Below are 11800 nucleotides of genomic sequence, written 5' to 3' on the forward strand. Positions count from 1 at the left end.
CGGCGCGATGGCCGACACACCGCCGGAGCCCGGCCCGCCCACCCGCGTCCAGCGGCCCGGCCGGGGCAAGGGCGAGGGCCAGGGTCAGGGCCAGGGACAGGGCCCGACGCCGGACGCGCCCGGCGGCGCCTCCGCCGAGAGCCCGCGTACCCGCGTGCAACGGCCGCGCACCGACCCCGGCGCCTCCGCCGAGAGCCCGGGTACCCGCGTACAACGCCCGAAGACCGACCCCGGCACCGCCGCCGCTACGGGCACCGTTCCCGGCGCACGCACCCGCGTCCAGCGCCCGGGCGGCCCGGTCCCGCCCAGGACCCCCGCCGAACCGTCGCCCACCGCCGCTCCACCCACCGCCGCTGCTCCACCCACCGCTGCTCCACCCGCCGCCACCCCGCCCACCAGCGTCCCGCCTGCCGGTCCCGCCGACTTTCCCACCGCCCTCACCGACCGCTACCACCCCGTCGGCCGGGTCGGCTCCGGCAGCGAGGGCACCGTCTGGCACGTCAGCCGCGCCGACGGCCGTGGCAGCAGCAGGGGCAGCAACAGGGGAAGCGGCGACGGCGACGGCTACGCGGCCGTGAAGGTCGGCAACCCGGGCGTGCGGGCCGACACCGAACTCCTCGCCCACCTCGCCAGCGACCCGCTCTTCCGCCGCCACGTCCCCGAGATCCTCGGCCACGGCCAGGTCGAGCACGCGGGCGCGCTCTGCGACTGGCTGGCGATGGAGTACCTTCCCACCACCCTCGCCGACCACGTCGCCGAGCTGCGCCAAGAGGGCCGCCTCGGCCGCCGCGGCGCGACCGAGCGGATCATCCGCGAACTCGTCGACCTGCTGGAGTTCTGGCAGGTGAGGATCAAGCGCAACCCGGTCGACTTCAAGCCCGCCAACATCCTGGTCCGCGGGGGCGGCCGGAACGGCGGCTCCGCCACCGAGTTCGTGGTGGCCGACTTCGGCGGCGTGGCCAAGCTCACCGCCAGTCGTCGCTTCTCCACCGACATGCAGGTCACCGTCGCCTACATGGCACCGGAACAACTCGCGGGCAGCAACGACCCGGCCGGGCCGTGGTGGGCGCTCGGCACCATCCTCTACGAGGTGTTCACCGGCGCGAGCCGCTACCGCCGCGCGGACGGTGGCCTGGTCAGCGACGAGGCACTGCAGTTCCGGCTGGTGATGGACGACGAGGTGGACCTCACCGCCGTCGCCGAGGAGCGCCACCGGCTGCTGCTCCAGGGCCTGTTCACCAAGGACCCGGCCGACCGGTGGACGGCGCCGCAGGTCCGGGCCTGGCTGAAGGGCGAGAGCCCGGAGGTGGTCCGCAGCCGGGTCGCCCCGCCGCCGCCCGGTCCGACCCCGCCGCCCGGGCCCAAGCACCGTCCGATCGCGTTCCGGGGCGAGGACTTCCACGAACCGGCGGCGCTCGCCGAGGCGTTGCTGAAGCGCTCGGCGGACGCGGCGGCCTGGCTGGTCAGCGGCGGTGCCCGGCGGCTGCGCGACTGGCTCCGGGACGAGGTCAAGGACACCGTCCTCGACCTGCACTACCTCAAGGACGTCGAACGCGGCACCTCCGCCGAGAAGTCGGCGGCGGCCTCCCGGGCCGTGCTGGCCCTCGGCGCCGCGTTCACCCCCGAGGCGGTCCCGTACGTGCGGGACCGCCGGGTCGACGTGGCCGGGCTGCTGGAGCTGGCCGAGCAGCCGGACGCGTCGACCGTGGTCGACGAACTGGTGGCGGCCGGGCTGCTAGGGCTCGCCGCCCGCTTCCACTGCGGCCACCCGGCCTGCCCGGAGCGGGCCTGCGCCCGACTGCTCGGCCTCACCGAACTCGCCGCCGTGCTGAACCGGGTCGAGCGCGAGGCCCGCACCCTCGGCGGCCGCAACGGCGGCACCAGCAACGGCAGCACCAACACCAACACCAACACCAACACCAACGGCGACGGCCGCCTCACCGCCGCCGAACGCAAGGCCGCCCGCCGCTGGATCCTCCTGCTCACCCTCCAGCCGGACGGGCAGCGGCGTGCCCTCGTCCGTCGCCTCTCCGCCCTGCCCGGCCCGCTGGGCGCCCTGCCCGCACCGGTCCACTCGACCGTGGCCGCCGTCGCCGACGGGGCGGGCGCGGTGGCGGCGCGGGTGCGCGGCGGCGGCCGGGAGCAGTTCCGCCGCAACTGGTCGGAGCTGCGCCGCCGGGCGCTCACCGCCGACCCGGCGACGGCCGACGGGCGGGGCGTGCTCGCCGCGGCGGCCGTGCTCCAGGTGCGGAGCGTCCGTTCCGGCGGTGCACGGCGCGGCCGCAACCGGGAGGCGTGGAAGGCGGACCTGCGCGCCTGGCGGAGCGGCGCGCAGAGCGCGCTGCCCCGGCGCGCGGTCGCCGGCGTGCTGCTGTTCCTCTGCCTCGCCGTCACCCTCTGGGCGGGCGCGGTCTGGCGGATCTCCGTCGACGCCGGGGTGGGCGGGGCCGTGGCGCCCGGCGGCGCGTTCGACGGCCCGCTGCGGACGGCGGGGGAGGCCGCCGCGCGCGCGACGGCCGGTCAGCTCGGCGCCGCCCTGGTCGCCGCCCTCGCGGTGGCGGCGTTCCCGGCCCGGATCGGGCGCCGGATCCTGTTCCTCGCCGCCGCCGCCTCCTTCGCCGTCGGCTACCTGCACCTCGGGCCGCCGATGACCGTGCTCAGGCCGCCGCAGCAGGTGATCGACCGGGTGGTCATGTTCGAGGGCGGGACAGCGAGTTGGGCCGGGGTGGCCGCGACGGCGACCCTCGTCCTGGTGCCGGTCCTCAACGGCCGCTCGGTGCGGTGGCTGCTCGCCCCGGCGCACGAGGCCGCGCAACGGGCGGCCGGCGACCGCCGCAACCTCGCCACCCGCCGCCGCGCCCGGGGCGGCGGCACCGGCGCGGCCAGGGGCTGGCGTCCCGGCCGCGACGGCTACCGGGACCGGCTGCTGTTCTGGCTCGGCGGGACGCTGGTGCTGACCCTGGTCCTCTGGGCGGTGGTCGAAGTCCGGCTGGCGGTGGTCCACCGCGACCAGCACCCGAGCCCGGAGTCCTGGGGCACCGGCCAGGTCGGCGCGGCCTACCAGGCCGACTACCTCCTCCTGCTGGCCTTCCTCACCCTCGTCGCCGCGGCCACCGTCCCGCGCGCGGCCCGCCGTCTGCTGGCCGCCGCCGCGGTCGGCACGGCGGTCCTCGGCGCCTGGCCCCCGCCGCTGGGCCCGCTGGAGGCGCTGCGCATCCCCGTCCTGGGCCCGTGGTTCCGCTCGATGGCCGAGATCTGGGGCCACGCCGCCTTCTGGGCGGCGCTCCTGGTGATGCTCCCGCTCGCGTGCTACCTGGCCGTCTGGACCTCCCGCCGGATCGGGGAGTAGGAAGTCGGCCGGTCCGACTTCCCACTCCTCCTCCGCATGCACGCCGGCACCCCGCCCCGCCCGGACCCACCTCCCGGGGCGGGGCGGGGCGGGGGCGGGACGAGGCGGGGTGCGCGGCGGTGCCGGGTTACGGGCAGAGGCGGCCGGGGCGGCACTCGGGGTCGGCGTCGGCGGGACGGTAGTTGGACCACCACAGCGCCCGCTGGTTGTAGTAGACGACCAGGTTGCCGCCGTTCTGGACGGCGAGGTAGGCGCCCGGGTGGCCGGCCGTGCGGCTCTCCCACAGGGGGCGCCAGGCGGCGTCGTAGGCGGTGAGGTTGCCGTCGGCCTGGACGTAGAAGTACGAGCCGAGACCGTAGGTGCCGACGGCCGTCCAGATCGGGACGTTGTTCTTGTACAGCACCACGTGGCCGTCGTACTGCTGGAACAGCACGGTGCTGCCGTCCGGTGAGGACCAGCTCTGGCCCGGGCTCAGGCCCGCGGTGGCCCGGATGACGGTCTGGTCGGCGTTCGACACCGCGGCCGCGGAGACGGCAGCGGTGGCTGCGGGGCCGCTCGCGGCCGGGGCGCCGCCGGCGGCCTGGGCGGTGCCGCCCAGCAGGCCGGCCGCCATCAGCACGGCACCGGCCGCGACACCGGCGCGGGGGACGAGGGATCTCGCGATTCTCATGACGGACACACTCCCGAAGTCGTCTCTGCCTGGGTGCGGCCAGTCTCACGGCGCCCGCCGCACCCGGGCAAAGCCCTTCGACGCCCCTCGAATCCGGGCGCACGGACGGGCGGGGCGGGTCCCGGTCCAGGGGTTCAGTGCCGGGGGCTCAGTGCGGCCGCAGCCCGGTGAACACCACGTCCAGGACCCGCCCGTGGGCGGCCGGGTCGGGGCCGAGCTGCTCCAGGGTGGCGCCGGTGCCGACGATCAGCGCGATCAGTTCGGGCAGGGTCAGGTCCGCGCGGACGGCCCCGGCCCGCTGGGCGCGGTCCAGCAGTTCCGCCAGCCGGGTGCGGATGACCTCGGAGGACGCGCGCAGCGAGGAGTGCACGTCGATGCCGGCCGCGGCGAGAGCCCGGGCGAACTCGTTCTTGCCGGCGGACTGTTCGACGATCAGCCGGAAGCAGCCGAAGAAGGCCTCGGCGGGCCCGGCCCCGGCGGCGAGTTCGGCGGTCCCCGCCGCGATCGTCTCCAGCCGGCGCACCATCACCGCCTCCAACAGGGCTTCCTTGGTGGGGAAGTGCCGGAACAGCGTGCCGACGCCGACACCGGCGGCGCGGGCGATCTCCTCCGTCGGCACGCCGACGCCGCAGGTGGTGAACACCTCGGTGGCGGCGTCCAGCAACTTGGCCCGGTTGCGGGCCGCGTCCGCCCGGAGCGGGCGCTCCTGTGTGCCGCTCATCCTCTCAACTCCCTTTTGTTCGAAGGCGGGAACGCCGGTCGGCGGACCCTGGACAACCGGACTGTCCAGTCCGTATCGTCTTTACCGGAGTCGCTGGTCCGTTTCCAGCGGCCACATCCTCGTCCCTGTCGCTCCGTCCTTGTCGTTCCGGGGGTTGATCATGTCCGAAACGCGGTCACCGCGCGAGACCTTCCACGTACTGCTCGACGGCATCACGGCCGGCCGCTTCACCGAGCTCGCCGCGCTCTACGCCGAGGACGTCGTGGTGGAGACGCCCCTCGAACCCGGCGGCCCGGGCCGGTTCGAGGGGCGCAAGGTGCTCGCCGAACGGTTCGCCCAGCTCGGCGAGCAGTCCCCACTGGAGCTGAGCTCCCGGAACGTGGTGGTCCGCGAGACCGACGACCCCGAGGTGATCGTCGCCGAGTGGGACTACGAGGTGCGCCACCGCACCACCGGGCGGAGGCTCACCGCCGCCAACATCCAGGTCCTGCGGGTGCGGGACGGACTCATCGTGCACAGCCGCGACTTCCACGACCACCTGGCGCTCGCCGTGCTCACCGGCACCCTGCCGCAGCTGGTCGCGGCCCTGGAGGCCGAGTAGCCGCCCGCCTCCCCGGGGTCAGCTCCGGAGGACGCGGCGCAGCCAGCGCAGCCGGGCGTCCCGGGCGTCGCGGCTGACGGCGGCCTCCGGGGCGTAGGTGTCGAATCCGTGGCACGCGCCCGGCCAGACATGCAGCTCGGCGGCGCCGCCGGCCCGCCAGATCGCGTCCGCGTACGCCACCGCCTCGTCCCGGAAGGTCTCGGCCGAGCCGACCTCCAGATAGGCCGGCGGCAGCCCCGTCAGATCCGTGGCCCGGGCGGGCGCCGCGTAGGGCGGCAGGTCGGCGGCGCCGTACCGCTCGCCCAGCACGGCCCGCCAGGCGGTCGCGTTCGAGGTCCGGTCCCAGGTGTCGTGCCCGGCCAGCTGATGGGTGGAGAAGGTGCGGTCCCGGTCGTCCAGCATCGGGCTCAGCAACAGCTGGCCGGCCGGAACCGGCCCGCCCCGGTCCCGGGCCAGCAGGGCGAGCGCCGCCGCCAGACCGCCGCCCGCGCTCTTGCCGCCGACGACGATCCGCCCGGCGTCCGCGCCCAGCTCCGCCGCGCGCCCGGCCACCGCGAGCAGCCCGGCGTAGCAGTCCTCCACCGCCGCCGGGTACGGCGCCGCCGGAGCCAGCCGGTACTCCGCCGAGACCACGGCCAGCCCCAGCGGCTCGGCCAGTTCGCGCAGCAGACGCGGCAGCACCGACCACGCGTTCCCCATCACCATGCCGCCGCCGTGCAGGTAGTAGAGCAGCGGCAGCGGTCCGCCCGCCCCGGCGGGCCGCGCGCTCACCAACCGCACCTCCGGCCCGCCGCCGAGCCCCGGTACCGCCAGCTCGGCCACCTCGAACCGGCCGCCGTCCCGAAGCTCCGCCACCCCGGGCCTCGGCCGCGCCGCCGCGTCCCGCGCCTGCCGGGCGGCGAGGTTCTCCGGCGTGAGCGGCTCCCCGGCCCCAACCCCGGCGGCCCGCACCTCCGGGTCCACCGCCGGCGGGACCGCCCGCCCGCCGCCGTCACCGTTCACGACCCGCCCCTCCGTCCGGCCGGGGTGGGAGACCGGCCGGCCACCCACCCCTCGTCACCTCCCCGAGGCTACTTGCCGGGCGGGATGTTGTAGACGTGATCGGGCGTCACGATGCTGGTGACCGCCCTGCCGAGCAGCGTGCTGGGCTCCGAATTCTGCGCGGTGATGTCGGAGTTGAGCAGCAGCACCAGGGTCGCGCACTCCTCCGGCAGGTAGATGGTCAGGCTCTCGTAGCCGGGCAGCGAGCCGTTGTGGCCGATCCAGCCGCCGATGTTGAAGATCCCGAGCCCGTAGTCCGCCCCGGGGATCCCGGTCGGCAGCATCTTCAGCCGCTGCGCCTGGGTGGCGGGGGAGAGCAGGGTGCCGGTGGCGAGGTCCTCGGCCCAGTGCTTCAGGTCGCGCAGGTCGGAGACCATCGCACCCGCCGACCACGCCCAGGAGGGGTTCCAGTGGGTGGAGTCGGCGATCTCCCCGGACAGCGTCTGGTTGGTGTAGCCGTGCGCGTACGGCACGGGGAGCGAGGTGCCCTCCGGGTAGAGCGTGTGCCCCAGGCCGCTCGGCGCGGTGATCCGGTCATGGACGAACTGCTCGATGCTCTGCCCGCTCTGCTTCTCCACCAGCAGGCCGAGCAGGACGTAGTTGGTGTTCGAGTACTGGTAGCGGGTGCCGGGCGGGAACACGTTGTCGTGCTTGTACCCGTACGCGAGCAGCTCCTGCGGGGTGAAGACGCGCTGCGGGTCGCTCAGGAAGTCGTTCCCGAAGTCCTCGTCCGCGCTGTACGGGAACAGCCCGCTGCGCATCTCCAGCAGGTTGCGCACGGTGATGATCTCCCCGCACGGGACGCCGTCCAGGTAGGCGGCGATCGGCTCGTCCAGGCCGACCAGGCCCTCGTCCACCAACTGCAGCACGGCGGTGGCGGTGAAGGTCTTGGTCTCGCTGCCGATCCGCATGTTCAGCCGGTCCGTCATCGGCGCGCCGGTCTCCTTGTCGGCCACACCGAAGGAGCGGACGTACCGCCCCCGCCCCGGCAGCCACAGCCCGACCTGCACCCCGGGGATGCCCGCTTCCCCCATCACCCGCTGCACGGCCTCGTCGAGCCTCGCCCGCAACTCCGGGCTCAGCTCCCGCGCCTCGTCCTCCTCCACGCCGCCGTACCCGGCGGGCGCGACCACGGGCACGGCGGTGGGCACGGCGGCGGCCGCGAGCGTGGGCGCACCGGCCGCCGTCAGCGGCAGCAGCCCGGCAACGGCGAGCGCCGCCACGGCGAGCGTACGGACCGGCGAACGTCTTCTCATGATCCAGGGCCTCTTTCGGCTGGGGGACTCCGCCGCCGACCACGGCGACGAACCTCCGCGAACTACCCCGTCCACCTGTACGAATCATCACAAAAGCTACTGATCCACCCGATCGGCGGATACGGGCCGCGATGAGGAAACCCGCAGCCGAGCTGTCCCGGCAACAGTGCGGGCCAGGTCCGGGGAGCAGCGCCGCCACCCGATCGTGTCCTCCAGGGCGCCGTTGGCCAACGGCGCCCTGGGGGGGTTCACCGTTCGCGGCCCGGGTGAGTCTTCAAGCATCTCGGACGGCCATCCTGCACGGACTCCGGATGATTGATGGTTCGTCAGAAACGGAAATCCTGACAGGGAGAGTCCCAGGCGGAATACTGGGCACCAGATCGTCTGCAGCTGAACGTAACCGGCTCGGCACAGGAGGTTCGAATGGCTCTACGGTTCGTTGCGAAGGACGAGAAGTCGGGGGATCATGGCTCTCCCACTGTGTGGGTCGACCCGGAGACCAGGGACTTCGTCATCCAGGGGTGGAAGATCGACGAGGCAACGACGGCGGATTGCTTGGCCGACGGTCCGATCCCGGACCATGAGACCGTGGTCCGCATCCCTGCCCGCATGGCCAAGGCACTCAGGGAGGCGTTGAATGTCGCAGAGCTTGAACAGCTTCGCTGATCTCCTGAGGTCGGCGCGGAAGTCGGCAGTCCACCTCGAACTGCGCGATGTCTACTCGATCGACAACGAGGACGAAGGCTTCCGAGCGTGGAGGTCCGGTCACCGGCTCGACCCTGCTGACCGCGTGTCGTGGTGGAGGCCGTGGCTCGACCTCGTCCAGGAGGTGACCGCCAATGGTGTCTCCGTGCGGCGAGCCAGGGTGATTTCGGAGCCCGCCAGCGAGTACATCCGGTATGAGCACTCGTTCACGTTCACCAACGTGGCCGGTGGCGAGGAGGTGAGATGGCTGCCCCGCCGGGCGGCCTCGGATCTTCTGCTGCCCGGAAACGACTTCTGGCTGTTCGACGGCAGGATCGTCCAGTTCAACGTCTTTGACGGCGACGGCCGATGGGTGCACACGGACCAGAGTGACGATCCCGCTGTGGCACGGAGCTGCGCGGCAGCTTTCGACGCCGTGTGGGAGCGCGCTGTTCCGCACGAGGCCTACAGCCTCGCCGAGTAGTCAGCGCAGCCGACCGGTTCATGTCCCCTTCCCCCTACTCCAGTGCCCAGGCCGCACGGAAGGCGCTCGCCGATCAGCTCGACCGGATCCGGCGGGACGCCGGGCTTTCGGGGCTTGAACTGGCCGTGCGGTGCGGCTGGCACAAGTCCAAGTCGTCCCGCATCGCCCGCGGTCTGACAGTCCCCTCCGACAGCGACATCCGTGCCTGGTGCACGGCCTGCGGCTCTCCGGAGAAGGCATCGGATCTGATCGCGGCGTCACGCACCGCCGAGTCGATGTACACGCAGTGGCGGGACCTCCATCGTGACGGTATGAGGCGGGTGCATCAGAAGACGCTTCCGCTCTATCAGCGGACACGAAAATTCAAGGTGTACGCCTCCAACGTCATGCCGGGGATGACGCAGACGGCTCCGTACGCCTCCGGGCTTCTCCGCTCGATCACGACCTTCCAGGGCACCCCGGACGACGTGGAGGACGCGGTGAAGGCCCGGCTGATGCGTTCCCGTGTCCTGCACGATGCCGGTCATCAGTTCGCCCTGCTCCTGGAAGAGGCCGTTCTCTACTACGGCGTCTGCGACGACGAGGCACTCGTCGGTCAACTCGACCACTTGCTCCGGGTCTCCTCCCTGCCGAACGTCTCCGTCGGAGTCATCCCGTTCCGGGCTCGCCGGACCGTCTGGCCGCTCGAAGCGTTCTACGCATTCGACGAGAGCCTCGTGGCAGTCGAGACCCTGACGGCGGAGATCAACGTCACGGCTCCCGGCGAGATCCGCACCTACCTTCGTGCCTTCGCCGAGCTGGCCGAGATCGCTGTTCACGGAGCCGAAGCCCGAAGCCGTATCGCGAAGGCCCGCAGCACTCTCGGGTGAACCTGTGCAACCACGTGCAACTTCCTGGCACCGTTTGCAGTCGACTCCCTACGGTCTGTCATGAGCCCCCACCGCTACGGCGAAGGCGGACACACCGACCCTCGGCCCGGCGCGGGACTTCGGCCCGCAGAACCTCGGCGGACCGGTAGGCAATGAGTCGATCGATCCTGCACCGGCCCGGCGGGCCGGCCAACACGATGGAGGCACAGTGAGCAAGCCGACGTTCGGCGGCAAGCACGGCGGCGGCACCGGTCCCGGTGACGGCGGCAAGCAGCAGGACGACAGCAACAAGGGCTCCGGCCACGGCGGTGGTGGTTCGGACGAGGGCGGCAACACCTCCGACGGTTCGGGCCCGGCGGGCGGCAAGTGACCGGCGGGACGCACCAGGAGGCGGGCCCGCACGGGCTCGCCTCCGCGCTGGTGGCCGGCGGCGCGCTCACCTCGGACTGGCTGCCCTCCTTCAAGGCCGTACCCCGCGAGTTGTTCGTCCCGGACCGCATCTGGCCCGGCATCGCGGACGGCACCCGGCAGAGCCCCGTCGTGGACCGGTCGCAGGATCCCGAGGCGTGGCGCGCGGCGGTCTACTCGGACATCCCGCTGACGACCCAGTGGGACGACGGGGAGCACGAGGGCGACGGTCTCGGCACCACGCCGAGTTCTTCGAACTCGCTGCCCACCATGGTGTTCTCGATGCTCCAGGATCTGGAGGTCCGCCCCGGGGACAGGGTGCTCGAAATCGGGTCCGGGACCGGGTGGAACGCGGGTCTGCTGGCCCACCGGCTCGGCGGCACCAACGTGGTGAGTGTCGAGTACGAGCCGGAGGTGGCGCGCGGGGCGCGGGACAACCTGGATCGGGCCGGGCTGGATCCGATCACGGTCGAGGGCGACGGCCGGGCGGGCTTCGGGCCGGGCGCTCCGTACGACCGGATCATGGCCACCTGCTCCGTGCTGGAGATCCCTCCGGCCTGGCTGGAGCAGACGGCTCCGGGCGGGCTGATCGTCGCTCCGTTCGGCACCGAGTACGGCGGCGAGCACATCGTCCGCCTGACCGTGGACGACGACGGCACCCGCGCGAGCGGGCGGTTCACCCGAAGCTCGGCCTTCATGAGGCTGCGGCAGCAGCGCACCGACCGCCCGTTGGTCGACGCCTACCTCCACGGGAGGCCCTGGCCGGCCGACGGCGAGAAGAGCACCACGACGCTGCCGCCCAGGGACACGGGCGGATGGCTCGACCAGTTCGTCATCGGGCTGGGCGTGCCCGGCGTGTTCTGGCGGGCGGAACGCTACGACGACGGCTCGTACACGCTGTGGCTGTACAGCAGGAGCACCCTGTCGTGGGCCACCGCCGACTACGAGCCCGACCGCAGCGAGTACGAGGTGGTCCAGTCCGGCCCCCGCAACCTCTGGGACGAGGTGGCCGCTGCGTACCGGTGGTGGTCCTCGCAGGGTCACCCGGGCTACGGGCGCTTCGGCCTCACCGTCACCCCGGAAGGCCACACCGCGTGGCTGGACTCCCCGGACAACGCGGTGCCCCTTCAGTCCTGACACCCCCGGCCGGCCAGCACGCCGGGTTCATCGGCTACGTGTCGCGGCCGCCCAGTCCGTCAGGGCGGCGAAGTCGGCGGCCGTCAGGCCCACCCGCGGGTCGACGCGGTGGAGGAGGGCCGGGCCGTTGTGGTGGGTGGCGACCCAGGTGCGGTCGGCGTCCGTGATCTCGTCGTCCACCCAGGCGAACGGGCGGCCCCGGGCCCACGAGACGATCGCGGGCGTCTTCCAGAACACCCCGTCCTCCGGCTGCGGCCGGGGGTCGGGCCAGGTGATGACGGGGAGTTCGGGCAGGCCCAGCAGCGGGGCGACGAAATCGTTGGCTTCGCCCTCCCAGGTTGTTGCCCAGACGAGGTCGAAGGGGAGTGCCGTGAGGGCCGGGCCGTGGTCCGGGTTGAGCCAGATCCGCAGGGGTTTGACCGGTTTGTTCGGCAGGCCGTGGGCGCGGAGGCGGGCGCGCTCGGCGGCGTGCCAGCGGGGTGTCAGCAGGCGGTGGGTCCGGTAGCCCTCGGGGCGGCGGTGCGGTTTGGCCGCGTAGGGGTTCAGGGGGCCGTCGACGTCGAGCAGGAGCAGGGGTTGC

Annotated in this window: 12 protein-coding genes; 7 read left to right on the forward strand and 5 right to left on the reverse strand. The window is 73.2% G+C overall.

The features are described 5' to 3' along the window. Positions 1–7 precede the first annotated feature (7 nt). Positions 8–3349: a protein kinase domain-containing protein gene (locus tag ADK60_RS17055; protein ID WP_053646965.1), complete on the forward strand. Its 3342-nt coding sequence runs from the start codon at positions 8–10 to the stop codon at positions 3347–3349. 127 nt (positions 3350–3476) lie between these two features. Here ADK60_RS17055 and ADK60_RS17060 read toward each other — a convergent pair whose 3' ends face one another. Further along, on the reverse strand, positions 3477–4019 hold the full coding sequence (locus tag ADK60_RS17060; protein ID WP_053646967.1) for a hypothetical protein: 543 nt from the start codon (positions 4017–4019) through the stop codon (positions 3477–3479). Positions 4020–4167: 148 nt separating this feature from the next. Continuing rightward, positions 4168–4740 (reverse strand): TetR/AcrR family transcriptional regulator, encoded by a 573-nt coding sequence (locus ADK60_RS17065; protein ID WP_053646969.1) that lies wholly within the window; start codon positions 4738–4740, stop codon positions 4168–4170. A gap of 160 nt (positions 4741–4900) precedes the next feature. Here ADK60_RS17065 and ADK60_RS17070 point away from each other — a divergent pair, with 160 nt between their 5' ends. After that, the gene (locus ADK60_RS17070) at positions 4901–5341 is read left to right on the forward strand and encodes a nuclear transport factor 2 family protein (protein ID WP_045940838.1); all 441 of its coding nucleotides are present in this window, start codon (positions 4901–4903) and stop codon (positions 5339–5341) included. Positions 5342–5359: 18 nt separating this feature from the next. Here the strand turns inward: ADK60_RS17070 and ADK60_RS17075 are convergent, their stop codons facing one another. Continuing rightward, positions 5360–6343, reverse strand: a complete 984-nt coding sequence (locus ADK60_RS17075) for an alpha/beta hydrolase (RefSeq protein WP_502687428.1) — start codon at positions 6341–6343, stop codon at positions 5360–5362. Positions 6344–6411: 68 nt separating this feature from the next. After that, positions 6412–7638 carry a serine hydrolase domain-containing protein gene (locus ADK60_RS17080; RefSeq protein WP_053646971.1) on the reverse strand — a complete coding sequence of 409 codons (1227 nt, stop codon included), beginning with the start codon at positions 7636–7638 and terminating at the stop codon, positions 6412–6414. A gap of 423 nt (positions 7639–8061) precedes the next feature. Here ADK60_RS17080 and ADK60_RS17085 point away from each other — a divergent pair, with 423 nt between their 5' ends. From ADK60_RS17085 to ADK60_RS17100, 5 genes are all read left to right on the forward strand, one after another. Next, complete coding sequence (locus ADK60_RS17085) at positions 8062–8304, forward strand: hypothetical protein (RefSeq protein ID WP_053646973.1); 243 nt, start codon at positions 8062–8064, stop codon at positions 8302–8304. Continuing rightward, positions 8276–8806: a DUF6879 family protein gene (locus ADK60_RS17090; protein WP_053646974.1), complete on the forward strand. Its 531-nt coding sequence runs from the start codon at positions 8276–8278 to the stop codon at positions 8804–8806. The genes ADK60_RS17085 and ADK60_RS17090 overlap by 29 nt, the downstream gene beginning before the upstream one ends. 20 nt (positions 8807–8826) lie before the next feature. Continuing rightward, entirely contained in the window at positions 8827–9675 is an 849-nt protein-coding gene (locus ADK60_RS17095) for a helix-turn-helix domain-containing protein (protein WP_053646976.1), read from the forward strand. 208 nt (positions 9676–9883) lie between these two features. After that, positions 9884–10045: a hypothetical protein gene (locus ADK60_RS45735; protein ID WP_199839687.1), complete on the forward strand. Its 162-nt coding sequence runs from the start codon at positions 9884–9886 to the stop codon at positions 10043–10045. Continuing rightward, positions 10042–11220, forward strand: coding sequence for a methyltransferase domain-containing protein (locus tag ADK60_RS17100; protein ID WP_079008435.1), 1179 nt, complete (start codon positions 10042–10044; stop codon positions 11218–11220). Before ADK60_RS45735 ends, ADK60_RS17100 begins: the two co-directional genes overlap by 4 nt. 27 nt (positions 11221–11247) lie before the next feature. Here ADK60_RS17100 and ADK60_RS17105 read toward each other — a convergent pair whose 3' ends face one another. Then, positions 11248–11793: an HAD domain-containing protein gene (locus ADK60_RS17105; protein ID WP_079008445.1), complete on the reverse strand. Its 546-nt coding sequence runs from the start codon at positions 11791–11793 to the stop codon at positions 11248–11250. Between the last annotated feature and the right edge of the window lie 7 nt (positions 11794–11800).

It is taken from the genome of Streptomyces sp. XY431, from assembly GCF_001279805.1.
Taxonomy (GTDB): Bacteria; Actinomycetota; Actinomycetes; order Streptomycetales; family Streptomycetaceae; genus Kitasatospora; species Kitasatospora purpeofusca.

Bases quoted from the DNA above. Each gene is read 5' to 3' on its own strand.
- ADK60_RS17055 (WP_053646965.1), top strand. From the start codon at position 8: ATGGCCGACACACCGCCGGAGCCCGGCCCGCCCACCCGCGTCCAGCGG.
- ADK60_RS17060 (WP_053646967.1), bottom strand. From the start codon at position 4,019: ATGAGAATCGCGAGATCCCTCGTCCCCCGCGCCGGTGTCGCGGCCGGT.
- ADK60_RS17065 (WP_053646969.1), bottom strand. From the start codon at position 4,740: ATGAGCGGCACACAGGAGCGCCCGCTCCGGGCGGACGCGGCCCGCAAC.
- ADK60_RS17070 (WP_045940838.1), top strand. From the start codon at position 4,901: ATGTCCGAAACGCGGTCACCGCGCGAGACCTTCCACGTACTGCTCGAC.
- ADK60_RS17080 (WP_053646971.1), bottom strand. From the start codon at position 7,638: ATGAGAAGACGTTCGCCGGTCCGTACGCTCGCCGTGGCGGCGCTCGCC.
- ADK60_RS17085 (WP_053646973.1), top strand. From the start codon at position 8,062: ATGGCTCTACGGTTCGTTGCGAAGGACGAGAAGTCGGGGGATCATGGC.
- ADK60_RS17090 (WP_053646974.1), top strand. From the start codon at position 8,276: ATGTCGCAGAGCTTGAACAGCTTCGCTGATCTCCTGAGGTCGGCGCGG.
- ADK60_RS17095 (WP_053646976.1), top strand. From the start codon at position 8,827: ATGTCCCCTTCCCCCTACTCCAGTGCCCAGGCCGCACGGAAGGCGCTC.